This is a genomic window from Sphingopyxis granuli (genome assembly GCF_001559015.1).
In the GTDB taxonomy this organism is placed as follows: Bacteria; Pseudomonadota; Alphaproteobacteria; order Sphingomonadales; family Sphingomonadaceae; genus Sphingopyxis; species Sphingopyxis granuli.
The window spans coordinates 1,874,506-1,899,104 of sequence record NZ_CP012199.1 but is presented as its reverse complement, the minus strand read 5'-3'; the positions used below and the strand labels follow the sequence as shown (position 1 = coordinate 1,899,104).

The 24,599-nt window shown below is 63.1% G+C and carries 22 protein-coding genes, 1 tRNA gene and 1 pseudogene; 12 read left to right on the top strand and 12 right to left on the bottom strand.

Going from position 1 to position 24,599, the window contains the following annotated elements; translation table 11 throughout:
• The first annotated feature begins 38 nt into the window (after positions 1-38).
• The 4 genes from tnpC (SGRAN_RS08695) to SGRAN_RS08680 all read left to right on the top strand — a co-directional run bounded on the left by tnpC (SGRAN_RS08695) (position 39) and on the right by SGRAN_RS08680 (position 4,831).
• On the top strand, positions 39-1,580 hold the full coding sequence (gene tnpC, locus SGRAN_RS08695; RefSeq protein WP_067182653.1) for an IS66 family transposase: 1,542 nt from the start codon (positions 39-41) through the stop codon (positions 1,578-1,580).
• Between the two features lie 228 nt (positions 1,581-1,808).
• Complete coding sequence (gene istA / locus SGRAN_RS08690) at positions 1,809-3,323, top strand: IS21 family transposase (protein WP_079639878.1); 1,515 nt, start codon at positions 1,809-1,811, stop codon at positions 3,321-3,323.
• Positions 3,320-4,156, top strand: a complete 837-nt coding sequence (gene istB / locus SGRAN_RS08685) for an IS21-like element helper ATPase IstB (RefSeq protein ID WP_067182650.1) — start codon at positions 3,320-3,322, stop codon at positions 4,154-4,156. The genes istA and istB overlap by 4 nt, the downstream gene beginning before the upstream one ends.
• A gap of 105 nt (positions 4,157-4,261) precedes the next feature.
• On the top strand, positions 4,262-4,831 hold the full coding sequence (locus SGRAN_RS08680; protein WP_067182647.1) for a plasmid pRiA4b ORF-3 family protein: 570 nt from the start codon (positions 4,262-4,264) through the stop codon (positions 4,829-4,831).
• Here the strand turns inward: SGRAN_RS08680 and SGRAN_RS22970 are convergent.
• Positions 4,831-4,968 (bottom strand): annotated as a pseudogene (locus SGRAN_RS22970) (acyl-CoA dehydrogenase); the annotation flags it as partial. The gene SGRAN_RS08680 and the pseudogene SGRAN_RS22970 sit on opposite strands and share 1 nt — an antisense overlap.
• A 309-nt stretch (positions 4,969-5,277) precedes the next feature.
• Here SGRAN_RS22970 and SGRAN_RS08675 point away from each other — a divergent pair.
• The 3 genes from SGRAN_RS08675 to tnpC (SGRAN_RS08665) are packed head-to-tail and all read left to right on the top strand — an operon-like array spanning position 5,278 to position 7,629.
• Positions 5,278-5,727: a transposase gene (locus SGRAN_RS08675; protein ID WP_237233956.1), complete on the top strand. Its 450-nt coding sequence runs from the start codon at positions 5,278-5,280 to the stop codon at positions 5,725-5,727.
• Positions 5,724-6,080: an IS66 family insertion sequence element accessory protein TnpB gene (gene tnpB, locus SGRAN_RS08670; protein ID WP_067182644.1), complete on the top strand. Its 357-nt coding sequence runs from the start codon at positions 5,724-5,726 to the stop codon at positions 6,078-6,080. Before SGRAN_RS08675 ends, tnpB begins: the two co-directional genes overlap by 4 nt.
• Positions 6,081-6,111: 31 nt before the next feature.
• Positions 6,112-7,629, top strand: coding sequence for an IS66 family transposase (tnpC, locus tag SGRAN_RS08665; protein WP_067182641.1), 1,518 nt, complete (start codon positions 6,112-6,114; stop codon positions 7,627-7,629).
• 166 nt (positions 7,630-7,795) lie between these two features.
• Here the strand turns inward: tnpC (SGRAN_RS08665) and SGRAN_RS21645 are convergent, their stop codons facing one another.
• From SGRAN_RS21645 to SGRAN_RS08650, 3 genes are read right to left on the bottom strand one after another with little or no spacing between them, the layout of a single operon-like run.
• Positions 7,796-8,515, bottom strand: coding sequence for an RES family NAD+ phosphorylase (locus SGRAN_RS21645; RefSeq protein ID WP_082737163.1), 720 nt, complete (start codon positions 8,513-8,515; stop codon positions 7,796-7,798).
• Positions 8,512-8,925 carry an MbcA/ParS/Xre antitoxin family protein gene (locus SGRAN_RS08655; RefSeq protein WP_067182635.1) on the bottom strand — a complete coding sequence of 138 codons (414 nt, stop codon included), beginning with the start codon at positions 8,923-8,925 and terminating at the stop codon, positions 8,512-8,514. Before SGRAN_RS08655 ends, SGRAN_RS21645 begins: the two co-directional genes overlap by 4 nt.
• 55 nt (positions 8,926-8,980) lie before the next feature.
• Positions 8,981-10,900, bottom strand: a complete 1,920-nt coding sequence (locus tag SGRAN_RS08650) for a strawberry notch C-terminal domain-containing protein (RefSeq protein ID WP_404950408.1) — start codon at positions 10,898-10,900, stop codon at positions 8,981-8,983.
• Between SGRAN_RS08650 and SGRAN_RS08645 the strand changes: the two genes are divergently transcribed.
• From SGRAN_RS08645 to SGRAN_RS08635, 3 genes are read left to right on the top strand one after another with little or no spacing between them, the layout of a single operon-like run.
• Entirely contained in the window at positions 10,882-12,429 is a 1,548-nt protein-coding gene (locus SGRAN_RS08645) for a tyrosine-type recombinase/integrase (RefSeq protein WP_067182629.1), read from the top strand. The genes SGRAN_RS08650 and SGRAN_RS08645 overlap by 19 nt on opposite strands.
• Complete coding sequence (locus tag SGRAN_RS08640; RefSeq protein ID WP_067182626.1) at positions 12,423-13,337, top strand: tyrosine-type recombinase/integrase; 915 nt, start codon at positions 12,423-12,425, stop codon at positions 13,335-13,337. Before SGRAN_RS08645 ends, SGRAN_RS08640 begins: the two co-directional genes overlap by 7 nt.
• Complete coding sequence (locus SGRAN_RS08635; RefSeq protein WP_067182623.1) at positions 13,334-14,338, top strand: tyrosine-type recombinase/integrase; 1,005 nt, start codon at positions 13,334-13,336, stop codon at positions 14,336-14,338. Before SGRAN_RS08640 ends, SGRAN_RS08635 begins: the two co-directional genes overlap by 4 nt.
• 138 nt (positions 14,339-14,476) lie before the next feature.
• Here SGRAN_RS08635 and SGRAN_RS08630 read toward each other — a convergent pair whose 3' ends face one another.
• Both SGRAN_RS08630 and SGRAN_RS08625 read right to left on the bottom strand, forming a co-directional pair.
• Complete coding sequence (locus SGRAN_RS08630; protein ID WP_067182621.1) at positions 14,477-16,945, bottom strand: strawberry notch family protein; 2,469 nt, start codon at positions 16,943-16,945, stop codon at positions 14,477-14,479.
• Positions 16,946-17,048: 103 nt separating this feature from the next.
• Complete coding sequence (locus SGRAN_RS08625; protein ID WP_067182619.1) at positions 17,049-17,957, bottom strand: DUF7146 domain-containing protein; 909 nt, start codon at positions 17,955-17,957, stop codon at positions 17,049-17,051.
• Between the two features lie 127 nt (positions 17,958-18,084).
• On the opposite strand from SGRAN_RS08625, the gene SGRAN_RS08620 reads away from it, so the two are divergent.
• Both SGRAN_RS08620 and SGRAN_RS22965 read left to right on the top strand, forming a co-directional pair.
• Positions 18,085-18,744 carry a lytic transglycosylase domain-containing protein gene (locus SGRAN_RS08620; protein WP_067182617.1) on the top strand — a complete coding sequence of 220 codons (660 nt, stop codon included), beginning with the start codon at positions 18,085-18,087 and terminating at the stop codon, positions 18,742-18,744.
• A gap of 42 nt (positions 18,745-18,786) precedes the next feature.
• Positions 18,787-18,954, top strand: coding sequence for a DUF5818 domain-containing protein (locus SGRAN_RS22965; protein ID WP_311880690.1), 168 nt, complete (start codon positions 18,787-18,789; stop codon positions 18,952-18,954).
• Positions 18,955-18,969: 15 nt separating this feature from the next.
• On the opposite strand, the gene SGRAN_RS08615 is transcribed toward SGRAN_RS22965, so the two are convergent.
• The 6 genes from SGRAN_RS08615 to fabF form a co-directional block, all read right to left on the bottom strand.
• Positions 18,970-20,223 carry a tyrosine-type recombinase/integrase gene (locus tag SGRAN_RS08615; RefSeq protein WP_067182615.1) on the bottom strand — a complete coding sequence of 418 codons (1,254 nt, stop codon included), beginning with the start codon at positions 20,221-20,223 and terminating at the stop codon, positions 18,970-18,972.
• Positions 20,224-20,401: 178 nt separating this feature from the next.
• Positions 20,402-20,478 (bottom strand) — tRNA-Met (locus SGRAN_RS08610).
• A 53-nt stretch (positions 20,479-20,531) separates the two neighbouring features.
• Positions 20,532-21,095, bottom strand: a complete 564-nt coding sequence (locus SGRAN_RS08605) for a 2'-5' RNA ligase family protein (protein WP_067182600.1) — start codon at positions 21,093-21,095, stop codon at positions 20,532-20,534.
• A 155-nt stretch (positions 21,096-21,250) separates the two neighbouring features.
• On the bottom strand, positions 21,251-22,003 hold the full coding sequence (locus SGRAN_RS08600) for an alpha/beta fold hydrolase (RefSeq protein ID WP_067182596.1): 753 nt from the start codon (positions 22,001-22,003) through the stop codon (positions 21,251-21,253).
• 98 nt (positions 22,004-22,101) lie between these two features.
• Complete coding sequence (gene mltG / locus SGRAN_RS08595) at positions 22,102-23,040, bottom strand: endolytic transglycosylase MltG (RefSeq protein ID WP_067182590.1); 939 nt, start codon at positions 23,038-23,040, stop codon at positions 22,102-22,104.
• A 165-nt stretch (positions 23,041-23,205) separates the two neighbouring features.
• The gene (fabF, locus tag SGRAN_RS08590) at positions 23,206-24,468 is read right to left on the bottom strand and encodes a beta-ketoacyl-ACP synthase II (protein ID WP_067182587.1); all 1,263 of its coding nucleotides are present in this window, start codon (positions 24,466-24,468) and stop codon (positions 23,206-23,208) included.
• Positions 24,469-24,599 lie beyond the last annotated feature (131 nt).

Here is a 24,599-nt window from a genome sequence, read left to right as displayed (position 1 = left end):
TGAGGGTTTTACTGGCATCGCGGAGCCACTTTTGCTAGATGTTCCGCGTGTCGGAACCAGCCTCTTCCAGCATCGACAAGGACGCCCGGATCGCCGAGCTCGAAGCCGCTTTGGCGGCGCGCGATACGCTGATCGACACCCTCCGCCACCAGCTCGCGCAGCTTCGCCGCATGACCTTCGGCCAGTCCTCGGAGAAGCTCGCGCTCCAGATCGAGCAGCTCGAGCTGGCCCTCGAAGAACTCGAAGGCGAGGCTGAGGTCGCCGACAGCCGAACGAGTGAGCGGGCACCCGCCGAACGGGTATCGCCGGTGCGCGCATTGCCCGATCATCTGCCGCGCGCGGAACGGCGGATCGAGCCCGACGCCGGCAGCTGCACCTGTCCCGATTGCGGCGGCGCGCTGCGCCCGCTTGGCGACGACAGTGATGAGCAGCTCGATATTGCCCCGGTCCAGTGGCGCGTCATCCGCACCGTGCGGCCCAAGTATAGCTGCCGCGCCTGCGACAGGATTGTCCAGGCACCGGCGCCGGTGAAGGCCATAGCACGTGGCAAGGCCAGCTTCGCGACGCTCGCCCATGTCGTCGTCCACAAGTTCGATCACCATCTCCCCCTCTATCGCCAGGCAGAGATGATGGCGGCGCAGGGCATCGACATCGATCGTTCAACCCTCGCCGGCTGGGCGGGCCAGGCCGCGCATCTGCTCGATCCCATCGTGAGCCGCATCCGCGAGGAAGGACTGAAGGCCGCCAAGCTCCACACCGACGACACGCCGGTGCCGATGCTCGTGCCCGGCAAGGGCCGCACCGCGCAGGCGCGGCTCTGGGCCTATGTCGTCGATGACCGCGCATCGGGCGCCGCCACCCCGGCGCTCGCCTGGTATCGGTTCACCCCCGATCGCAGCGGCATCCATCCGCAGAGCGAGCTGGGGTCGTTCACCGGCCTTCTTCAGGCCGACGGTTATGCCGGATATGACAAGCTCTACCAGGGCAACGGCATCCAGGAGGTCGCCTGCTGGGCGCACTTCCGCCGCAAGATCTTCGAGTGCCACCAGACGAGCCCGACGCCGCTAACCACCGACCTGCTCGATCGCATCGCCGGGCTCTACCGGATCGAAGAGGACGTCCGCGGCCAGCCGCCTGATGTCCGGCGCCGACACCGGCAAGAGCAAGCAATGCCAAAGATCGACGCGCTTCGTGGCGTGATCGACGACGCCCTGCGCCGCCTATCGCCCAAGTCGGCGATGGCAAAGGCGCTCGCCTATGGTCGCAAGCGCTGGGACGCGCTGACCCGCTACATCGACGAGGGCATGGCGGAGATCGACAACAATATCGCCGAGCGCGCCATCCGAGCGATCGCGATCGGGCGCAAGAACTGGCTGTTCGCCGGATCGAAGGCCGGCGGCGAACGCGCCGCCGCCATCTACTCCGTCATCGAGACGGCCAAGCTCAATGGCGTCGAGCCGCAGGCCTATATTGCCGATGTCATCGAGAAGATCGCCTCAGGCTGGCCCGCCTCCCGCTGGGACGAGCTCATGCCGTGGAACTGGACAGCACAGACCGCACCCGTATGCATGGCGGCATGACCGATCAGATCGCCCGGATTCGCATAACGCTCGAAGACATGCTGCGCGACAATCAAGGTGAGAACAGCGCGACAATCTAGATGAGAAAGGCGGCGGTGTGTCTGTCGGGACGAGGGGCGAAGCCCCGAGGAGCGACAGACACACCGCCGCGAGCGCCTTTTCTTCTGGAAGGGCGCTTTTGGTGATCGTGACCTGTCAGGTGGCGCCTCCTTCTGAAGGGGAGAAGCGGTGCCTGGGAGCCATATCAACGATCATCAGGTGAGATTATATATGAAGATGAGACAGACAGTGTCGCCGCGTTCAGCGGCGGCGTGCGCGGCGTTCAGCACGGCGACGGCCTATCGGCTGGAGCAGGATGCGCAGTTGCCGTCGCAAAAGAAGGCGCCGCGCGGTCGCCGTCGCCCCGATCCGCTGGCGGATATCTTCGATAGCGAGGTTGTACCGCTTCTGGAGAGTGCGCCGGGAATCCGCGCCGTCGCGGTGTTCGAAGAAATGCAGCGTCGTCATCCTGAGCTTCCCGATGGAGTGCGGCGGACGATGGAGCGTCGGATCCGCAGTTGGCGGGCGCTGCAAGGCCCGGATCGCGATGTGATCTTCCGCCAGGTGCACGAGCCGGGGCGGATGGGGCTGTCGGATTTTACGGACATGGCCGATCTGGGTGTACGGATCGCGGGGGTCGAGCTCGACCACCGGCTGTATCACTTCCGGCTCGCCTGTTCGGGCTTCGAGCATGCCCATGTGATCCTTGGCGGCGAGAGTTATGTCGCGCTGGCGGAGGGTCTGCAAAATGCGCTGTGGGCGCTGGGCGGGGCGCCGCGTGAACATCGCAGCGACAGCCTGTCGGCGGCGTTCCGCAATCTGGATGCATCGGCGCGCGATGATCTGACGCACAGATATGACGCGCTGTGCCGCCATTACCGGATGGAGCCGAGCCGCAACAACCGCGGCGTTGCGCACGAGAATGGCGCGATAGAAAGCGCGCACGGGCATCTGAAGGCGGCAGTGCGTGATGCCCTGCTGATGCGCGGATCGGTCGACTTTGGCGAGCTTGCGGAATATCGACGCTTCATCGACGAGATCGTCGCGCGCAAGAATGCCCGGAGCGCGAAGCGCATCGACGCCGAGCGGGCGGTGCTTCAGTCGCTGCCGGGCATGCGCACCAGCGATTATGAAGAGGTGCTCGTCATGGTCACCTCCTCGGGCGGGTTCACGCTGCGCAAGGTCTTCTACACGGTGCCGTCGCGGCTGATCGGTCACCGGCTGCGGGTACGGCTTTACGACGACCGGCTTGAGCTCTTCCTCGGCGGCACGCCCCTGTTCACTCTGCCGCGCGGTCGCGCCGACCGCAAAGGCAAGCATGATCATGTCGTCGATTATCGCCATGTGATCCATGCGCTGCGGCGTAAGCCGATGGCGTTGCTGAACCTCGTTTACCGTGACCAGCTCTTCCCGCGCGAGGCCTATCGGCGCATGTTCGACCGGCTGATCGAGCGGCTCGCCGATCGGATGGCGTGCCGGACGATGGTCGAGTTGCTCAGCCTTGCACATGAGCGGGCCTGCGAGGCCGAGCTTGCTGGCGTGCTGGAATCCCTGCTGGCGACGCCGCAGGGCATGCCGGACATGGCAGCGCTGCGTGCGCGGTTCGCGCCCGACCCCGCGGCTTTACCCGAGGTTATCGTCGAGCTCGTCCCGCTGAGCGCCTATGAAGCGCTGCTGGCTCCTCGCGCGGAGGAAATGGCATGACCCAGGGCATCGATGCGACCAAGCTCACCCTGATGCTCAATGAGCTGCGGCTTCCGACAATCAAGCAGCTCTGGCCGACGTTCGCCGATCGGTCCGACAAGGAGGGCTGGCCGGCGGCACGGTTCCTCAGCGCCATCACCGAGCATGAGATCGCCGAACGCGGTCGCCGCCGGATGGAGCGGCATCTGGCGGAAGCAAAGCTGTTGCCGGGAAAGACGCTCGATACGTTCGACTTCGACGCGGTGCCGATGATATCGAAGGCGCAGGTCATGGCGATCTGCGCCGGAGACAGCTGGCTCGAAAACGGCGCGAACCTGATCCTGTTCGGCCCGCCCGGCGGGGGCAAATCGCACCTGTCGTCGGCGATCGGACTGGCGCTCATCGAAAAGGGCTGGCGCGTGCTGTTCGTCCGGACCTCCGACCTCGTCCAGAAACTGCAGGTTGCGCGCCGCGAGCTTACGCTCGAAAACGCGATCAATCGGCTCGATCGCTTCGATCTGCTGATCCTGGACGATCTGGCTTACGTCGCCAAGGACCAAGCCGAAACCTCGGTCCTGTTCGAGCTGATCAGCGCGCGATACGAGCGGCGTTCGCTGCTGATTACCGCCAACCAGCCGTTCGGCGAATGGAACCGGGTCTTCCCCGATCCCGCCATGACGCTGGCCGCTGTCGATCGCCTCGTGCACCACGCCACCATCTTCGAAATGAACGTCGAAAGCTATCGGCGGCGCGCCGCGATCGACCGAAAGCAGCACGGCGCAGGTCGGCCCGCAAAGGTCGCGACAATCAAAAATACCGGCCTGTCGCTCCACGACAATCAACCTGCGACATAGGCCTTGCCAGCGACAATTAAACACATCAAAACGGCACCGTCGCGGTCAGCGCTTCTCATCCTGATCGTCGCTAACTTCTCATCCAGATCGTCGCGCTACAAAGACATGAAGCCCGCCATCTGGCGCCGTGTCGAACTTCCCGTCACCAACAGCCTCAAGACCCTGCACCTCGCGATCCAGGCCTGCATGCTCTTCGAGAACTACCATCTGTTCCAGTTCGACATTGGCGATGCCGCCTATGGCATCCGCTTCGATGATGACGATGCTTTCATGGTCCGCACCCGCGATGCCGCCAATATGCGCATCGGCAAGCTCGTCGAGCGCGGCATCACCAGCTTCACCTACACCTATGATTTCGGCGACAACTGGCGACATCGTATCGAGATCGAAGAGATCTCATCCACCATCCCCGGCATCGATTACCCGCGCTTCGTCGATGGCGAACGACGAGCCCCGCCCGAAGATGTCGGCGGAACCCCGGGATTTGAAGAGTTCCTCAATGCCATGGCCAAGCCGCGCGATCCCGAGCGCGCATCCATGGTGCAATGGTATGGCGGCGTCTTCGATCCCACCGATATCGGCGCCGACGAGATCAACGCACGCATGGCGAAGCTCGCCAAGCGACGAGCACAGGGAAGAGCCGCCTACGCCGACGCTAAATCCCGCGACAGCTAATCGATGGCGGCTTCCTGACCACGCTTACTCACGATCGATACCATGTCCGGCGCGAAACGCCCTTCATCGATCAATCGGCCCACTCTGAGACTCGCTTGCAGCCCCAGCGCGATCTCGCTCATCATGTCGGCGAGCTGTGGATCAGCGTTGGAGCGGAACCCTCTTCTTTCACGATCTATCTTCTTGAACTGTCGTAAAAACTTGGCTTTGGCCGGGGTCCCAATAGGCGCCGCTCGGGACCCCGGTACGCGCTAATATATACATAACAATCAATGTATTAGCTTCCGTGAGAGTGGGGTCCCACTCCAACGCTGATCCACAGACAAACTGAATTCGAAGCTCGCCTCGCCAGTCGGGACAACGCCTCGCAAACAATTTATCGCTTCATCAAGAGTAGTGTAAGCGGCGTTCCGGCGCCACCTTGTGTCCGCGACTGATTGCGTCAGATGCTGGCGTGGATGGAAGATTTTACACCTACGACCGCACTGGACACGTGCACTGGAGTTGGTCCGGAGCCGGTTCGGCGGGTTGAGCTGCTGAGCGGGATGGCGGGGCGCCGTCGTTCATGGAGCCTGGAGCAAAAGCTGGCGATCGTGGCCGAGGCGGAACGGTGCGATAATATGACCGCGCTTGCCCGACGGCATGATATCCGGACCTCGCAGCTATACACGTGGCGCCGCGAGCTGCGCTACGCGATGGAGGCCGCTCGGGCCGCCGAGGTCAACTCGGCACCGATGTTCGTGCCTGTCGTTTCCGATGGCGGCGGGAGGGTGGCGTCGGGGCCACGCGATGTCGCCATTGAAGTCGAGATCGACGGCGCGGTTGCACGGATATCCCGGACGGCCGAGGTCGACCTAGTTGTGGCCGTAATGCAAGCGCTCAGAGCCGCGCGATGATCGGCCCTGGCGCGGGCGCGCGCGTGATGGTTGCGACGCGCCCGGTGGATTTCCGCAAAGGGGCGGACTCGCTCGCGGCACTGGTCGGTGCCGACTATGGTGGCGATCCATTTTCGGGCGTGATCTATGTCTTCCGGGCGAAGCGCAGCGACCGGATCAAGCTCATTTGGTGGGACGGCACGGGGCTGTGCTTGATGGCCAAGAAGCTCGAGACGGGCGGCTTCAAGTGGCCAGGCATCCAGGACGGCGTGATGCGCCTGACGGCGGCGCAACTGGGCGCGCTTCTCGAGGGTCTGGATTGGCGCCGCGTGCATGGCGGTCGTCGCCCACAAGCACCGCAGATTGCTGGTTGACGGGGCTTTCTTCTGCTGATTCAGTGTTTTCATGCTCATGGAGGCGGACCTTCCCGAAGACGTTGACGCGCTGCGCGCGATCGTCCTTGAACAGGCCCGCAAGCTCGAGAGCGCCGACGCCGAAGTCGCACGCCTGAGGGCGATCCTCGAGGCTTTCCAGCGCCACCGGTTCGGTCGCCGCTCCGAGCAACTCGATGCCGATCAGCTCCAGCTTGGTCTTGAGGATGTAGAGACGGCGCTCGCCCATGCCGAAGTCGCCAGCGAAGCGAAGGCCCCTCGCGCTCAGAATGATCAGCCGCGCAAGACCAACCGCGGCGCGCTGCCCGCACACCTCGAACGGATCGAGCAGATCGTCGATGTCGATAACAAGGCCTGCCCCTGCTGCGGCGGCGCGCTCCACCAGATCGGCGAGGATATCGCCGAACGGCTCGACGTCGTGCCGACCACCTTCCGCGTGCTGGTCACGCGTCGGCCACGCTATGGCTGCCGGTCCTGCGAGAGCGCGGTGGTCCAGGCTCCGGCGCCGGCGCGCATCGTCGAAGGCGGCATCCCCACCGAGGCGCTCATCGCTCAGGTGCTGGTCGCCAAGTATGCCGACCATCTGCCGCTTTACCGGCAGGCGCAGATCTACGCCCGGCAGGACATCAAGCTCGATCGCTCGACCCTCGCCGACTGGGTTGGGCGAGCAGGCTGGTATCTGCGACCCTTGCGTGACCATATTCTGGATCGGTTACGGCGATCGGCAAGGCTTTTCGCCGACGAGACGACCGCCCCGGTGCTCGATCCGGGGCGCGGACGGACCAAGACCGGGCAGCTCTGGGCCTATGCCCGCGATGACCGGCCATGGGGCGGCGATGATCCGCCGATGGTCGCCTATGTCTATGCCGCCGACCGCAAGGCCGAACGGCCCGAAGCGCATCTCGGCGATTTCGCAGGCATATTGCAGGTCGACGGCTATGGCGGCTACGCCGCGCTCGCCCGGCGGCGCCAGCAGATCCGACTCGCTTTCTGCTGGGCGCATGTCCGGCGCAAATTCTTCGAGCTGGCCGACAGCTCGCCCGTCGCGGCCGAAGTGCTGCGCCGCATCGCCTCGCTCTACGCCGTCGAGGACGAGGTGCGCGGGGAAGCCGCCGAGCAGCGCCGCGTGATCCGCGACCAGCGCAGCCGCGCCATCATCGGCGATCTTCACCAATATCTCGAAGCCAGGGGCCGCCAGGTCAGCGCCAAGAGCAAGCTCGGCGAAGCGATCCGCTACGCACTCACCCGCTGGGATGGCCTTGCTCATTTCCTCGACGACGGGCGCATCGACCTCGACAGCAACACCGTCGAACGATCAATCCGCCCGCTCGCCCTCAATCGGAAAAATGCGCTCTTCGCCGGATCCGACGAGGGCGGAGACAACTGGGCCGTCATCGCCACGCTCATCGAATGCTGCAAGCTCAATGCCGTCAACCCCCACGAATGGCTGACCGATACGCTCACCAGCCTCGCCAACGGTCATCCCGCAAACCGCGTCGGCAACCTCATGCCGTGGACCGCCGTGGCCTGAAAACACCGCTTACCTTGAAACGATTGGCTCTCAATATGCTTGAAGCGCGCAGGTAGATGAACGAAGGACCGCTTTCAGGACGTCGCCTTTTCGGCTTCAATGGCTGACCTAGGGGCGCAGAGCTGCCGGAACCACCGCAGCACAACCCGGAATTCGACTTTTCAATCTACGCTGCACCCACGACGCGAAACACCGCCCCTGTGCCAGCGTCTCGAACCAGATCGACGCCCGCTCCGTCCCAGTGGTAGTCGAGGTGACGTCCCTGAGTGGGGTCGGATGCACAATCCGGGTAGAACAAGCCGACACATTCACCACCCGGATGCCGGATGCTCGGATAGACAAGACCTTCGGCCCCGCCCCCTTTAAGCTCAACAGCGAGGGCTTGCGATGCAGCATAGTTGTCGGGATCAAGTGCGGGAACGCCTGCGGCAAGGCTCCTGAGATCGTGAAGATCGGCGCTTACCGAAAGGATGATCTCACGAAACTGCGAGGTCCAACCTGGCGCTTCGGAAGTGCGAGCCATGAAGCGGACATGGTGATGGATTGTCTCGAACAGCGCAGTTTCAAATGCATCCCCCGCGTATAAGACGCCGTAGGTCCCATCGGTGAATCGACTTGGTCGGTCAGTGCTGACATGCGTGAACGGGGCCATCAGATAGGATGCGCCGTTGCCCCCTACCCGACGGTCTGCAGTTACCAGATCGAGATTGCCGATCGTCGCCATGATGCGAGGATTGGTTTTTTGCTCGGCAGAGATCAGCAGCGGCCAATCTGCGGGGTCTGCGATATCTTCGAACAGGTCGATCGGTGGAAAGGCACTGCGGATAATCCGCACAGCACCTTTCCACTCGACCTGGGCAATCGGAATTGCCTTGGGATCAATCACCAGGCACCACGTTCGGCATCAAGATAGCGACGCACCCGCATGATATCAGTCAGTTCGCCGCCAAGCATGACATCGAGCGCACTCGCTCCGGCAAAGGCGGCGTTACCTGCCTTGATCCAGGCGTAGCCACGCTGGGCTTCTGAAAAGATGATCCTCAGCGCCTTGTGGACACCCATCAGGTTGGAGAGCCGCGCCGCGCCATCGCGCGAGACACGGCCTACACCCTCAGCCTTCCACCGCCGATAGGAGCGAACCGGCATGTCGAGCAAAGTCGCGGCTTGCTCGTCGGTTAGTTCCCATTTCCCAAACAGGTTCAGCACGGCGCGGAACATCGCCGCTGCTTCCTCTTGGGTTATAGGATCGGGCCGGAAGGCATGGGGGACGGTATCAATGGGTTGCAAAGCCAACATGACTATTCTCCATGTGGCAGCATATATCATTTTTAATGCCATTTGGCAAGATACGTCAAATTTGGCCTGCAAGCCGCGCCAAGACCGCCACAGCGTTCGTCGTCGGGACGAAAAGTCGCGTCTGATAGCGTATGATCTCGGTGAAGCACCCATGTGCCTTGTACCAGTCGAGGCGCGACGCCGACCAACCAGCCAGTTCGAGCCGCTGCGCGCCATTCACGAGGCTGCGCTTGAGCGTAAGCGCTTCGCGGCTTTTGATTTGCATCGGTCGCCCTGTCCCGAGCACCGCATCGACGGTTTGCTCTGCCGAAAAGGAATGTTCGTCTTCGAGCCCAAGCGCCTGGCACAGTTCGGGCACGCAATGAAGCGGAACCTCCCGGCCTAACAGCGAGCGTCCGTCTCGCGCCGAGATCCGGCTGATCCGAACATAATCGGAAGGTAGTTTGTCCCACACCGGAAGCAGCAGGCCGGTTGCAAGATGCAGTCGCTCGCGCTTGTGATTTGATGCGGCGTCATCGACCTCCACCTGCCACAGGCGGCGAAATTCGGTTGGATCCACCGTTTCCCAGTTGCTATCCGCGAGTTGATCGGCGGTGATGTGCCCATGCTTCAAGGGACGGACAAGCTCGAAGCGGGCCACCCGCATACCTTCGTCTGTGAGCAGGCTGCGCGCTGGGACAAGCAGCCCGATCCGGCCTGAGCGCGTATTACGGAGAAGCTGCTGACGCGCACCTGACAAGCCGTAGAGCTCCTCGAGGCGTTTGAGACGCAAAGGCTTGAGCGCGCGGGCGATCTCGAGTTCCAGGAGATGCGTAGTCGCGCCCGACAGCGCATCGGTGCGCAGTAGCGTGTCGGTCAGCACCTCGTAATGCTCCACCGCAATGGTCTCGACCCCAATGTCGAGCGTGCCGGCCTGGCGTGCTGCATCGATCCGCGCTTCGACGAGGCCGAGAAACTCGTCAAATATGCCGTTTTGCAAAGCAATCGGCAACGCGAGGATGCGATTGAGCCAGCGCTGGATTGTTGGCAGGTCATCGACCATCCCGCCGTCGGGCCCTTCGACCCTGAGCCCGCTCAATTCCTCAAACCGAGAAAGCGAAACGGCTTCCAGCTTGCCTGCGAACAACAGGCCGAACCAGCGGTGAAGCGCCTCCTTGGCGTAGGCGCTCTCGAGATTGTCGGCAGGATCGAAGAGGTTCTGCCCTCCCGTCTGGCGTTGCCCGCGGGTCAGTGCCCCGAGGCTGTCGAGCCGCCGTGCAATGGTCGATATAAACCGACGTTCGCCACGCACATCGGTGGTCACCGGGCGAAACAGCGGGGCAGATGCCTGATTGGTGCGGTTGGTACGGCCAAGGCCCTGAATTGCCGCATCGGCCCGCCAGCCCGGTTCAAGCAGGAAATGGACCCGGCGCATCTGGTTCTTTGCCGCGAGGTCGGCATGATAACTGCGGCCGGTGCCACCGGCATCGGAGAAAACCAGAATTCGCTTGGTGCCGTCCATGAAATCTCGCGTCTCGGCGACATTGGCGCGCGGAGAGCGCGACTGAAGCACCTGGCGCCCATCGCGTCCGACAATCAGGCGGCGGGTACGGCCCGTGACTTCGGCGACCTGATCGACACCGAACCGTTCGATGATCGCATCGAGCGCCGTCGCAATCGGCGGCAAGGCACAGAGCTGCTCGATCATGCGATCGCGCGCGGCAAGTGCCGTACGACAGAGAACTGGAGCACCGTTCGCATCACTCATCGGTTCGGACCGCGCGTTGCCGTTTTCGTCCGTAAACACGGACATCAACCGCACCGGAAAGCTCTTGGTGAGGTAATCGACCACGTATTCTTTGCAGTCGCAGTTTATGTCGAGCGTGGCGGCAGGAGGCGCAGGTTTCCTTCGGTTTTCCATGATTTCACTCCAGATAATTACAGTTCCTTCGACCTCAACAAGTCGAAGGAAGTTAAATGCGAACAAGATCATCATTGCCGTTTCGAGCGGCCCCGCTCCGGGTCGAAGACCCGCCCAGACACGACACCCTACTCACCGCATTCCTCTCCTCTCTGTCGCTCGACGAGAGGTCAGCCTGTGCGGTTCTGTTTGGCGCTGCTGCCCGCCATTTCCTGCATTGGCTGGAACTCCATGGGATCGCGGTCCGCACGATCGACGATCGGGCTGTTCGGCGGTTCGAGAAGCACCGGTGCCGGTGCCACCGGTATTCAGCGCAGCAGCCAGTATATAAGGCGGACATGGCAGCGCGAGTCAGACGCTTCGTCCGCTTCCTGGAAGATCAAGGCTACGTCGAAGTCGACGACGGGATCGACGATCTGCCACGGCACCTCGCCGACTATTTCGACGCGATCAATAGCCTGCAACTCGCGCAGGGACCGGCGCAGTCCTATCGATCCGAGGCCGAGCATGTCGTGGCCTGGCTTCGCATTGCGCGACGACGGTGGGCCGATATCGACGACACGATCATCGACCAGTACGCCGTGCATGATTGTCGTTGCCCGGTCTGGCGCAAGCGGGGCAAGCTGGTCACCACGGGCACCAAGCGGCGGCGGCGCTGCGCTCGGCACTTCGTCGAGTTTCTGCGGGGTCGAGGCGTCATCCCATCGGTCGAACCGGTGGTGGACGATAACCCGCACATGGCGGCATATCTGACATGGCTCAAGCAACATCGCGGCGCGACCGACGAGACGATCCGGCGTTACCGGACCGATATCACGCGGCTCATGCCCATGCTCGGCGAGCCTTCAAAATGGGATGCAGCCGCTCTCAGGCGCGCGTTCCAACGACGAAGCAAGGAGACGCCGGGTTCGGCATCGCTGCTCGTCACGATAATGAGGAGCTACATTCGGTTTTTGATCGTGCAAGGCGAGTGCCGACCGGCATTGTTGCACGCGATACCATCAGTGCAACGCTACCGCCTTTCGGCGTTACCCCGTCACGTTGACCCGGCCACGATCGAGAAGATCATTGCAGCCTGTCCGACTGATCGGCCGGTGGAAGTCCGCGACAAGGCCATCATTCTCCTGCTCGCCAGGCTCGGATTGCGAGCGGGCGATGTCCGGGACATGCGGCTCGACGATATCGATTGGCGGGGCGGGTACATCCGGGTCAAGGGCAAGACCCGAAGGCCGGACCGGTTGCCACTGCCGCAGGATGTCGGCGACGCGATTCTGGCATATCTTGCGGCAGCCCGCCCGAAGGCCGTCGAAGAGCATCTGTTCCTGCGCGTGCAAGCTCCGTTCCGGCCATTCAGCTCGTCCGCGGAGATCGCAGGCATCGTTGCACGCACGCACGAGCGCGGTGGGATCGAAGGGGTGCCGACCGGGTCGCACATATTCCGGCATTCGCTTGCCACCAACTTGCTGCGCACCGGCGCGGGCTTGGAGTCCGTTGGGACCATCCTGCGTCACAGCTCGCCCGAGACCACTGCCATCTACGCCAAGGTCGATCTGCCGATGCTCATGAAGATCGCGCAGCCCTGGCCCGGAGACCTGCCATGTTGAACACACACATCTCAAGATACGTCGCTCTGCATCGCAGCCTGGGTCGCAAGTATTCCGAACAGGACCGGATGCTCCGCCAGTACGCTGCCTACGCCGAGGGTTTCGGCGATCGGCACACTCAGGTCCAGCGCATCTACGACTGGTGCCACACGTCAAGCTCACAATATGTGGCCCGCCGGAGGTTCGACACCGCACGTAACTTCAGCCTTTTCGCTCAGGCCGAAGATTCAGGCCACGAAGTTCCGCCTGCCGGCGTCTTCGGCCGGGGCAAGCGGCCACGCCCGACGCCGACCATCATTGAACCGGACCAAGTGCGGGCGATCATGACTGCAGCATTGGACGTTCCACCCCAAGGCACGATCAGCCCATACACATACCATTACCTGTTCGGCCTGCTCGCGGCGACAGGTCTCCGGATTTCCGAGGCCCTCGCGTTACAATGCAACGATCTGGTCGAGGATGGCCTGATCGTCCGCAACGGCAAGTTCGGCAAGCAGCGGCTGATTGCCTTGCAGCCATCGACGCGCCAAGCACTCGAAGCCTATCTCGCCCTCCGCGAGAAGCACGCGGCCAGGGGCAACGACCTGTTCGTCACTATCCGGGGACGGGCACCGCACAAGGTGCGCGCCCACGTCGTGTTCGTCAGATTAGCCCGGCAGCTCGGATATCGTGGACCAACCGGTACGGCGGGCATGCGACTCCACGATCTGAGGCACACCTTCGCTGTCCGCTCGCTTGAGGCATGTCCGCCCGACAGGGAGGCGATCGCACACCACATGGCCGGACTCAGCGTCTATCTGGGGCACGCGTCGGTCGCCAACACGTATTGGTATCTCGAAGCCACTCCGGTGCTGCTGCGCGACATCGCTGCCGCCAGCGAGCAACTTTACCGGGGAGAAGCGGCATGACGGCGCTCGCTCCCCATCTCTCGGCATACCTGCGTGAACATCTGCCACGCGAACGTGCCGTCAGCCCGCACACGGTGAAGACTTATGCCAACTGCTTCGTCCTCCTCGTTCAGTTCGCTGCCGATCGGCTGAAGCGTCGGCCGACCGATCTTGAGATCGAGGATCTCGGCACCGACATGATCATGGCCTTCCTGGACCATGTAGAGACCGGCCGCGGCAGCTGCGTGCGGACCCGTAATGGCAGGCTCGCTGCGATCCGGTCCTTCTTCCGGTATATCGAGTATCGCATTCCAGCCTGCCTCGATCAGGCTCTCCGCGTCAGATCGATCCCGACCAAGAAGACTGACAAGGCGCTGATCGACTATCTCGACCGGGCCGAGATCAAGGCGTTGCTCGACGCCCCCGATCCCCGCACTCGGCTTGGCACCCGCGATCGCGCCATGCTGCATCTGGCCTATGCCGGCGGGCTCCGGGTATCGGAACTTGTGTCGCTGCAGCTGCGCGATTTCCCGGACCGCTCCCTGTCCACCGTGCACATCATGGGCAAGGGTCGGCGTGAACGGGTCCTGCCGCTCTGGAAGGAGACCCAGTTCGCATTGCGCGCGTGGCTTGCGATACGGCCCGACGCGCAAGCTGCCGAGATATTCCTCAATGCCAACGGGCAACCCATGACCCGTGACGGGTTCGCATTCCGTTTGGCCGAGCACGTCAAGACCGCGGCAACGAAGCAGCCGTCGATCCTCGGCAAACGGGTTACGCCGCATGTGTTGCGCCATTCCAGCGCGATGCACACGCTCGCGGCGACCGGGGACATCCGCAAGGTCGCGTTGTGGCTTGGCCATGCCAGCATACAGAGCACCGAGACATACCTGCGGGCCGATCCCGAGGAGAAGCTGCAAATCCTCGCGGCTCATGGTGCCCCCGCCATCAAGCCCGGGCGCTTCAAGCCACCATCCGATGCCCTGATTACCATGCTTACCGATGTTCGAAGGCGGGCCTAGCCCGTCACCGAACATTCCCCCTGACCCTCATATTATCTGGAGTGAAATCATGGAAAACCGAAGGAAACCTGCGCCTCCTGCCGCCACGCTCGACATAAACTGCGACTGCAAAGAATATGTGTAATGTTGAGCTCAACATTAGATCGCTTCGCGGGGGGAGAGATCGATTTCGAGTGCTTCACGTTCTGCATCGGAGAGATCGGCGAGGCGGCGGTTGAGCATGGCTTCGGCGGTCGAGACGAGTTGAACTACAACAGCGTTGCCGTCGGCAAGTGCCGTATCAATCGCAGGCAGAAGGCTTGGCAGCTTCATCGATAGAAGGAGCTGCGCGAAGAAGCGCTGCTTGGTGCCTTCAAACACCGAAAGCGCAGCCGATTTGGCGCCTGAATTCAGGGTATCGCCGCTGTCAGTGTCGACGATCCGGGTTGCCTCGAGTGCGTCGCGCAGGTTGGAATGAATGATTGCCCAGGCGTCTGCATAGGCGTCGTAAACCGCCACTTGGTCGGGGGTCAGGCAATGCTCGAGAATCTCGTATTCAACTCCGGCGAATGAGAGTGCCCTCGCCGCGTACAGTCCGAGTGCCTTCAGATCACGGGCGACCAGTTCCATTGCAGCGATACCGCCATCGCGGATGTCTGCGACGAAGGCTTCGCGATTGGCAAAAGCCGTTTCGGGACCCCACAGGCCAAGACGGGTGGCATAGGCGAGATTATTGACGTCGGATGCCCCGGTCGCAGACGCGTAGAGCACGCGAGCGCGCGGCAACAGATTCTGGATGCGAACACCGGCAATGCCCTGTTCCGATCCTTTTACCTTACCACGTGAGCCTTCCCCGCCAGCGGCGTTGGCCATCGCATGGGCTTCGTCAAAGACGATGAGCCCGTCGAAGTCCTCCCCTGCCCATTCGAGAATCTGCTCGAGCCGGGTCGCGTCGCTGCGGCCCGAGCGTAGTGTCGGATAAGTCACGAAGAGTATGCCTTCGCGCATCCCGATCGGGACACCGAGCTTCCATTGACCAACGGGCTGAACGTCGATGGGAAGGCCGCCGAGCGCGCTCCAATCGCGGCGGGCATCTTCGAGCAAAGCTTCGTTCTTGGAAATCCAGATGTGGCGCCGTTCGCCCCTCACCCACCGGTCGAGGATGACAGAGGCGACTTGCCGACCTTTGCCTGCACCAGTTCCGTCACCAAGAAAGTAGCCCATCCGGTAAGCACGCCCCTCGGCGCTCGCCTTCAAGGCGGAGCCCTTGTCGTCGGGCTCGAACCGGCCCGGCAGATCGCGGGCATGAGCGCTAGCGGCATAGATCAGGGTCTCGGCCTGCGCAGCGGATAAGGCGCCTCCAGCAATGATGCTCGAAGGAAGCTGAGGCACCACTTCGGGCACGGGTGCGGTTATCGAACCCATCGCGACAGATTCGACCAGCGGGGTCGGATGCGGGACAGCATCTGCAATCGAGATCCGGCTCGGTCGGTAAGGCAAATAATGCCCAACCTGGCTTTCGATCGGCGCAGGTGCTTCGAGCGGAGTAAATTCAAGCGGCAGGATCGACGCCGCTGCCGCGGCTGGATGGACCTTAAGTGGAACCGGTTTCGTCTTGTTCGCCACCAGTCGAAGCGGCAAGGCTGGCTTGGTGCCGATGCTGGGTTCGGCGGGCAGGCTTACCCGGTCAGGCAGCATATCGATCAGCAAATGAAGCTCGGCAAAGTTTGCCGGCTGGGCGATGATCGGGCTGTTACCATCCTCAGCCTTGTCGAGAACCACGAGCCGGGTTGAGATCGAGGTGCCCTGCTTGACGAAACCGCGCTCGATCGTCGCGTTTAGACGCAACGAGACGGGACCAGCGATCCCGACAAGAAACTTCGGAAGCTCGAACCATTCGGGCATCACTGCGACCAGGCGGCCACCGGGCAGAAGGCGCTTCCAGGCAGAACGCAGGTGCCGGTCGCCAGTGCGGCCATCGTGGCCCCTCTCGATACCGTGTGAATAGGGCGGGTTCATCAGCACCACGCTCGGCCCCACGTCGGGCGTGAGAAGTTCGTCGATCAGTTCCGCGTCAAATCCCGTGACTGTCGCGTCCGGAAACACGGCGCCCAGGCATTCGCGGCGCAGCGGCGATATCTCGTTGAGAGCGAGACGCGCAGCTGCCTTTGCTGCCCATACGCCCAGCATCCCGGTTCCGGCCGACGGTTCGAGGACCAGTTCAGCGGCAGAAATCGCGCATGCTTTCGCCGCGATCCAGGCCAGGCGGGGCGGCGTTGCGAATTGTTGCCACTCGATTTGCTCGTCGCTCCGGTTGGACTGGGTCGGGACCAGAGCTTCAAGGCGCATAAATGCATCATCGGCGAAGCTGGACGACATCCTAGGAGCAAATTCTGTTGCCTGCGCCAGAAACAGCACCTGAGCCAGTTCCAGTGCGGCATGGGCATCGCGAACGGACCAGCGTCCTTCGGCGTCGCTACCGCCGAAGTGATCGGCCATGGTGGCGTTCATGGTGAGCCGCGAGATTGCTTGATCTGCAGCGAGCCGCGCGGCCAGCGCCCTCGCCGCTGCCAACACTTGCGGCTCGGCGGGATCGGAAAATGCGAAAGCGGTATTTGCGTGTGACATGGGAGACCTCCTGAAGAGGCCCTGGGTTTGTCCGGGTGTCCGTTCGGATGGATCCGCCGGGGGGCCTCACAAGGCCCCAAGCCCGCTTTCCTCTCACCGACATTCAGACCGCAGCGCGGACTGAGCGCATGAGCACATCATTCCAATCCTCGCCGATTAGCTCCGGACGCCTGGTGACAATCAGCCGCCCTTCGCAAGCGTAAGCCTCGCGCGCACGCTCTTCAGCAAGGCGCCCGCCCGCATCATTGTCGACAAAAAGATACAGCTGCCGCACAGAAACCGGGATTGTGGCCAGGCCGAAGCGTTCGTTTCCTAGAGTCGCCCAGCAGGGAACATTGAACATTTGCATCGCTGAGAGGGCCGTTTCGTTTCCTTCTGCAAGGCCAAGGCGTCCCCCATCCGGGTACGCGAAACGCACCGCGCCAGAACCGGGGCTGCCTAACGCACGCCTCGGCTGATCGAAAGAAGCCAAGCTGGTTTTGTCGAGGTCAAGGAAGGAGCGGTGCAGCGCCAGAATTCCGGCATCATTGCGCACGGCCGCCACCATCGCCGGTAGAAACCGGACAGCACCCTTTGGCCCCAGCGGCATACGCGGGTGGAAACGCAGCTCCGGCGAAGAAATCGTGATGCCTCTGGACACGAGGTACTTCTCGGCGGGGCTGCCAGCGATGGTCGACGCCTCACGCCAGAGCCTCAGCGCATTGCGATTGGCGACTTCCTCGCGCGGTTCGGCCACGATCGGACCACTCGTGCCATCGAACAGGTCCGCAATTCGTATTCCGAGCCCGGCCATGGCTTCTATCACCGCCTCGTTCGTGCAGCCGGCAAAGCAATGAACAAGGATTGCGCGCTTTCCGAGTGTGATGCTTAGCGAAGGAGTGCGGTCGTCGTGGGCCGGGCAGCAGCACATTCCGCGCGAACGCGACCAGGCACCGCCCAGTTGCTCGACTATCTTGCGCGCGCGGTTTTCCAGTTGCAGACCTCGGAACCGGGATGATCGGTGTTGGTGCATGGGGGCATCTCCATCGTAACGTGCCTCCACCCGCGCAGCCTCCGCTCTGCGTCGCTGACGTTTCATTTTCCTACATCATATGTTCTATATATGTTCCATCCCGATTCAACCACTAAAGGATTCGGGAATGAGACTGAAATCGGCAGTAGCCGCAGTGGCAACGGCAGGACTTGGGTTCCTCCTACCCGCTCACGCGCAGGAACTGGAAGCCCCTCAGATGACCGTTGCCTCGGAGTTGACGACCGACGGCTTCCGCGTTGCAGAAGGAACCGATGGCTTTCGTCTCGTCGAACACGGCATTTGGAGAATGCCTCCAGCGGGCTCGTCCGAGCAGTCGGCTACCGATGCGGGTCGAACCTATCTGCCCTATCGATATCCAAAGCCCCAAGGCAGCGCGCCATCCGGCTTCCGTCGAGCAAGCTACCTTCCTCATGTTTACGCCGCTGAGGCTCAATACTCGCTACCAAGTGGTCTTCTCGACGCGCTTGTATGGACGGAGTCCCGATATAATCCTCTGGCGATCAGCAAGGCTGGCGCCGCGGGTTTGGGGCAATTGATGCCAGGTACAGCGCGGGACCTTGGCGTTTCAAATCGCTTCGATCCCAAGGCGAACATCTTGGGTGCGGCCCGATACTTGCGCCAGATGCTCGACAAGTTCGGGGTAGTTCATTTGGCCCTCGCCGCTTACAATGCAGGTCCCGGTGCCGTCGAGCGCGCCGGCGGTGTTCCACGCAACGGCGAGACGCCGGCCTATGTGCGCGAAGTGCTGCGCTATTGGCGTTTTTGAGCGGGGGGCATTGTGAGTGCAGGTCGAATACGCGTGTCGGGGATGTTAAGCCGCGGTAGACGCGGAATGTTCCTGACCACAACAGACGAAGTCGTCTGGATCATCGAGAGCAACGAACCCGAATCCGAATTCGTCGGATCAGCGGTGATTGTCGAGGGGGTTGTCGCAGGTCGAGATCGTTTGCGCGCAGACTGGATTGGACCGGTCTGATTGAAGCCATCGTTATCAGGCTGCGCGCTTTCCTGCCTTCTTGATGTCGATCACCTTCCCGCCGCTCAGATAGTCAGCCCAGTCCTGCATCATGCGGCGCCGAGGAGCCAGGTATTCAGCGGCATTGTAAGCTCCACGCACGTCGTTTTTCTCCGAATGCGCGAGCTGTAGTTCGACCCAATCCTCATGGTATTTCCTGATCCACATGGGCGGCTTACCAAACTCGACCAACTGCTCATTGGCCCAGGTGCTCGCCAAGCCGCGGAAGCCGTGTACGGTTTGGCGACTGTGGTATCCGAGGCGATAGAGCGCGTAGATCATTGTGTTCTCTGAAAGTGGCTTGTTCGGGCCGTTGCCCGGGAAGAGAAACTCGCCCGGCGCTGCTGCTATCATAGATTTCGCGATGTGCGTTGCCTGCTGCGGGAGGGGCACCAAATGCTCCCGTCCCATCTTCATTCGCTCGGCTGGTATGCGCCAGACAGGTGATTTGCCGCCCAGGTCTTCAAACTCGGATTTGGCGGCGAAACGGAGCTCCTTGGTTCGAACCCAAGTCAGGAGAGCAAAGAGAACAGCGTCACGGGTGATCGCGGACCGTCGTTCGCCCTCTTCCTGGTAGGCATGCAGCTTGTCGATGAATGCGGGCAATTCGCTGAGCGGCAGCCGGCTCATATGCTTCACTCTTGGTCGCGGCTTTAGAGCCCCACGCAAATGTGCCGTCGGATCATTCGAGGCCAGGCCACACGCGATTGCGAACTGGAAGACTTGCCCCACCCCTTGCTTAGCACGCCGGCTGATATCGAGCGCGCCTCTTGCTTCGATTTTGCGTATCATCGCCAGGACGTCGGGCGCCGTGATTTCATGCACGAGTTTCTGGCCGATGGCTGGAAAGACGTCCCTTTCCATGCGCGACCAGACGCGCTCGGCGTGCGCGGAATTCAGCGCGCTCTTTCGATTTTCATGCCAGCGCTTTGCGACCTCGAAGAAGGTGGCTCCCTCCTGCGAGATCACTTCTCCCTTGGATTTCATTGGATCCTTGCCTTCAGCGAGCAAAGCCTTTGCGGCGGTACGCTTGTCGCGCGCGGCAGCTATCCCGAGCTCTGGGTAAGCGCCGAACGAAAGCAACTTCTCCTTGCCCGCGAAGCGGTACTTCATCCGCCATAACTTTGACCCGTTCGGCTGTACGAACAGGAATAAGCCATCCCCGTCGGCCAGCTTGTAGGCGCGCTCGCGTGGCTTGGAATTTCGGGCCTGGATCTCCGTGAGAGGCATTGGGGGTATCGCTCCTTTCCGATACTTCGCGAAAATACCCCCAAAATACCCCCACACCAAATCTGGCTGCATGTGGAAGACCATGGGCGCATGCGGACGCGAATCACCCGCAACCCTCTGCTTTTCTTTCGATTTTTGGAAAAATACGGAAGCTAGCGGAAGCTTCCGGATCAAGGAATGGTAGCGGAGGAGGGACTCGAACCCCCGACACGCGGATTATGATTCCGCTGCTCTAACCGGCTGAGCTACTCCGCCCCGAAAGGCCGCCCGTGGGCGAGCCGCGCCTATAAGCAGGCGGTCTGCGCCGGTCAATATCGTCCGCGCATGCCGCGAAAATTCCTTTCAAACGCCGTTTCCCACAGTCCGTCGCGGTAATGGTGGGCGGCGAGGCCCGCGATTGCCAGCGGCCGGGCGCGGAAATCGCGCCGCAGTTCGGCGAGCAGCGCCCGCGCCGCTGCTGGATCGGCCTTGTTCTGGACCGTGATGTGCAGGCGCGGCGTGCCGCGGTCCTGCGCGGCGAGCAGGCCCGCGAAACGGTCCGCGATGCGCGCCCGGATCGCCAGCAGGTCGGGGCTTTCGACGCGAAAGGCGACGCCGCGATCGAGCAGGTAGATGTCCGAAACACGTGCCACAGGCGGCGGCGTGTCGGCGACGATGGCGCGGATCAGCCGGGCGAGTTCGTCGAGGGCCGATGGCGGCAGATGATGGAACAGCGTGATATGCGACGCCACGCGATTACGGCTGGGCGGATAATGAGCGACCCGCAGCGCGTCGAAGAAGCGCTGGTCGGCCGCGCCCGTCGTTGCGGTAACGACGACGGGCGCGGCGCCAGAGGCCCGGACGGGAGGGGGATTGCCCGGGTCGCCAGTCACGAGAAGGGATGGGCGCGGCGGGAGGGGGGATGGCCATCGTCCATGGGACGCCCTTTCTCGATGTCGGGCGCTTTCGGCCAATCCTTTGCGGCAATCCAATCGATTTCCTGGGTCACAATGATCGCCTGCGCCGATGAGAGCGAAAAAGCGCCCCGTTACAAACTGTTCCAGAAGCGATGCAGCGCCGCCGCGACCGCTTGCGGGCGTTCGGCGATCGCCCAATGCCCCGCATCCTCGATGACCGTCAGCGGCGTGCCGGTGCGGGCGGCGTAGCGCTGCGCCACCGCCAGAGCGACATAGGGATCGTTCGCGCCCCAGATCAGCGCGCCCCGCGCGGGAAGGTCCGGAAGGTCGCGCGCCCAGTCGTGCCGGAAGCTGAGCCCCTTCGCCGAGCGGTAGAGGCGCAGGATCGCGCGGCGCTTGTCCCTGCCCGCCCATTGCCGCGCCTCTTCCTCCGCAATGGCGGCGGGAAGCCCCTGCGCGACGAGTCCCTTCGCCAGCGCCGCCGGACGGCTCAGCGCCATGAAGATTTCGCCGAGCAGCGGCGTGTTCCAGATCCGCGCGATGCGGTGGCCGCGATAATCGGGGTCGATCACGGCGTTCGACACCGCCCAGCTTCGGATGAGGCCGGGGCGCAGCATCGCGACGCGCTGCGCGATCAGGGCGCCCCAGTCGTGGCCGACGATGTCGATCGGGCCATGCACGCGCGCCAGCGCCGCCGCCTCCCCCACCGCCCAGTCGGCATAGGCCTCTTTCGTCGCGGGGAAATGCGCGGGCAGCGGGGCCGTGAAGCCGGGCAGTGCGGGCGCCGCGACCGGCGCATCGCCGAGGTCGAGCGCGTCGAGTAGCGGGCGCCAGACCGCGGGGCTGTCGGGAACGCCGTGGAGGAAGAGTTTCGCGGTCGCCATCGTCGCTTCGCCTTTCCTTCGCCCTTCCGAACGCGCGGCCCTATCCGTACGGCGCAAGGCTGCCAGCCGTCCCGGCTTTCGCCGCGACGGCGCTTGTCCTACATCTCCCCGCGCTCGCGCCGGATCTCATACCATTTCTGCACATTGGCATTATGCTCGGACAGCGTGCGCGCAAAGATATGGCCGCCGTCGCCCTTGGCGACGAAGAAGAGATAGTCGTTGGGTTCAGGGTCGAGAACCGCCGCGATCGACGCCTTGCCGGGATTGGCGATCGGCCCCTTCGGCAGACCGACCATCGCATAGGTGTTGTAGCCGTTCACCGCCTGGATTTCGGACCGCAGGATACGACGGCCGAGCGGCTTGCCCCTGGTGATCGGATAGATGATCGTCGGATCGGCCTGCAGCTTCATGCCGACCGCGAGCCGGTTGGTATAGACGCCCGCGACGGTGCGACGCTCGGCGGGGACGCCGGTTTCCTTCTCGACGATCGAGGCGAGCGTGATCGCCTCGCCCCGGTCCTTCGCCGCGGTGCGCGGGGTGCGTTTCGCCCAGAGCTCGGCAAAGGCCTTGTCCATCGCCGCCTGCATCCGCTTCAGCACCGCGGCACGGCTTTCGCCGGTGGTGAAGGCATAGGTATCGGGCAGCACGCTGCCCTCCGCGGGCACCGCCACCTCGCCCGTCAGGCGCGGTTCGGCCATCAATCGCTCCCACACCATGATCGAGGGCATGCCTTCGGGAATCATCACGAAGCGCTGCACGGTCTTGCCCGACTGCAGCAGCGCGAGGATATCGCCGGCGCCCATGCCCTTCTTCACTTCATATTCGCCGGGTTTGATCGGCTTGTCAGAGCCGAGGAAGCGCGCCCGGTTGCGGAAGGCGGACGCCGACGCGACGCCAGCCTTCTCGAGGATCTCGCCCGCCTTCGCGATGCTCGCGCCCGGCGGGATGACGACCACCGTATCGCGCGGCGCGCCGCCCGAGCAGGCGGCGAGCAGCAGCGCGAGGATCGCAATCGTCAGCCAGCGAAACGGACGCACCAGAGTCTCCCGTCAGTCCTTGCCCGGCGGCCTAAAGCCACAAAAGCCCCGCATGTGCGGTATGCTTTTGTGTCCTCTGCGGCTTTAAACCGGGCCCGGTCGAGCGCACGCGCCTGCTAGAGCATGGCGGCGCAATGTAGGAAAGAGGTTTCAGTCCGGCTCGAGCTACTCCTCGACCGCCTTGACGATCAGGCTGGCGTTGGTGCCGCCGAAGCCGAAGCTGTTGTTGAGTGCCGCGCGCACCGGGCGCTTCCTGGCCTTGTGCGGGACGAGATCGACGCCCTCGGTCCCCTCGTCGGGGTTGTCGAGGTTGAGCGTCGGGGGGACGATCTGGTCGCGGATCGCGAGGATGCAGAAGATCGTCTCGACCGCGCCGGCGCCGCCGAGCAGGTGGCCGATCGCCGACTTGGTCGAGCTCATCGACACGTCGCCGATCGCGTCGCCGAACAGGCGCTTGACCGCGCCGAGTTCGATCGTGTCGGCCATCGTCGAGGTGCCGTGCGCGTTGATATAGTCGATGTCGGCCGGGGTCATGCCCGCCTTCTTCAGCGCCATCTCCATCGAACGATAGGCGCCGAAGCCGTCGGGGTGCGGCGCGGTGACGTGATAAGCGTCGCCCGACAGGCCGTAGCCGACCACCTCGGCATAGATTTTCGCGCCGCGTGCCTTCGCATGCTCATATTCCTCGAGCACGACGACGCCCGCGCCCTCGCCCATCACGAAGCCGTCGCGATCCTTGTCATAGGGGCGGCTCGCCTGTTCGGGGCGGTCGTTATAGCTCATGTTGAGCGCGCGCGCCTGCGCGAAGCCGGCGATGCCGATCGGGCAGATCGTCGACTCGGCGCCGCCCGCGAGCATGATGTCGGCGTCGCCGTCCTTGATCATCCGCGCCGCGTCGCCGATCGAATGCGCGCCGGTCGAGCAGGCGGTGACGACGGCATGGTTGGGACCCATCAGCCCGTATTTGATGCTGACCTGACCCGAGATCAGATTGATCAGGCGACCGTGGACGAAGTGCGGGCTGACGCGGCCAGGGCCCTTTTCGGCGAGCAGCAGGCTCTCGCTCTCGATGCCCGGCAGGCCGCCGATCCCCGACCCGATCGAACAGCCCGCGCGCAGCTTCTGCTCATCGGTCATCTCGGTCAGGCCGGCGTCCTCGATCGCCTGCCCGGCGGCGTCGATGCCGTAGATGATGAAGGGGTCGACCTGGCGCTGCACCTTGTGATCGACGCGCTTCATCGGGTCGAAGCCATATTCGTGATCCGCCGGCTTCACCTCGCACGCGATCGTGCATTTCTGGTCCGACGCGTCGAAGCGGGTGATCGTCCCCGCGCCCGACTTTCCGGCGATCAGATTGGCCCAGCTCGTTTCGACGTCGCCGCCCAGCGGCGTCACCAAACCCAAACCCGTCACCACAACCCGGCGCATAGTCATTCCTTTCGTCGGGCCTCGCCTCTTCGGGGCGCGGCATCATCTTTGTCAGGGCATGCCCAAAAAAAAGGCTTCCCGGCCATGGCGCGCAAGCGCTGGGAGCCGGGAAGCCGGAAACGCGTGGGCGG

Excerpts from the sequence above, each read along its gene's own strand:
- tnpC (WP_067182653.1), top strand. The coding sequence starts at position 39 with ATGTTCCGCGTGTCGGAACCAGCCTCTTCCAGCATCGACAAGGACGCC.
- istB (WP_067182650.1), top strand. The coding sequence starts at position 3,320 with ATGACCCAGGGCATCGATGCGACCAAGCTCACCCTGATGCTCAATGAG.
- SGRAN_RS08680 (WP_067182647.1), top strand. The coding sequence starts at position 4,262 with ATGAAGCCCGCCATCTGGCGCCGTGTCGAACTTCCCGTCACCAACAGC.
- SGRAN_RS08675 (WP_237233956.1), top strand. The coding sequence starts at position 5,278 with ATGCTGGCGTGGATGGAAGATTTTACACCTACGACCGCACTGGACACG.
- tnpB (WP_067182644.1), top strand. The coding sequence starts at position 5,724 with ATGATCGGCCCTGGCGCGGGCGCGCGCGTGATGGTTGCGACGCGCCCG.
- tnpC (WP_067182641.1), top strand. The coding sequence starts at position 6,112 with ATGCTCATGGAGGCGGACCTTCCCGAAGACGTTGACGCGCTGCGCGCG.
- SGRAN_RS08655 (WP_067182635.1), bottom strand. The coding sequence starts at position 8,925 with ATGTTGGCTTTGCAACCCATTGATACCGTCCCCCATGCCTTCCGGCCC.
- SGRAN_RS08645 (WP_067182629.1), top strand. The coding sequence starts at position 10,882 with ATGCGAACAAGATCATCATTGCCGTTTCGAGCGGCCCCGCTCCGGGTC.
- SGRAN_RS08650 (WP_404950408.1), bottom strand. The coding sequence starts at position 10,900 with ATGATGATCTTGTTCGCATTTAACTTCCTTCGACTTGTTGAGGTCGAA.
- SGRAN_RS08640 (WP_067182626.1), top strand. The coding sequence starts at position 12,423 with ATGTTGAACACACACATCTCAAGATACGTCGCTCTGCATCGCAGCCTG.
- SGRAN_RS08635 (WP_067182623.1), top strand. The coding sequence starts at position 13,334 with ATGACGGCGCTCGCTCCCCATCTCTCGGCATACCTGCGTGAACATCTG.
- SGRAN_RS08630 (WP_067182621.1), bottom strand. The coding sequence starts at position 16,945 with ATGTCACACGCAAATACCGCTTTCGCATTTTCCGATCCCGCCGAGCCG.
- SGRAN_RS08625 (WP_067182619.1), bottom strand. The coding sequence starts at position 17,957 with ATGCACCAACACCGATCATCCCGGTTCCGAGGTCTGCAACTGGAAAAC.
- SGRAN_RS08620 (WP_067182617.1), top strand. The coding sequence starts at position 18,085 with ATGAGACTGAAATCGGCAGTAGCCGCAGTGGCAACGGCAGGACTTGGG.
- SGRAN_RS22965 (WP_311880690.1), top strand. The coding sequence starts at position 18,787 with ATGTTAAGCCGCGGTAGACGCGGAATGTTCCTGACCACAACAGACGAA.
- SGRAN_RS08615 (WP_067182615.1), bottom strand. The coding sequence starts at position 20,223 with ATGCCTCTCACGGAGATCCAGGCCCGAAATTCCAAGCCACGCGAGCGC.
- SGRAN_RS08600 (WP_067182596.1), bottom strand. The coding sequence starts at position 22,003 with ATGGCGACCGCGAAACTCTTCCTCCACGGCGTTCCCGACAGCCCCGCG.
- fabF (WP_067182587.1), bottom strand. The coding sequence starts at position 24,468 with ATGCGCCGGGTTGTGGTGACGGGTTTGGGTTTGGTGACGCCGCTGGGC.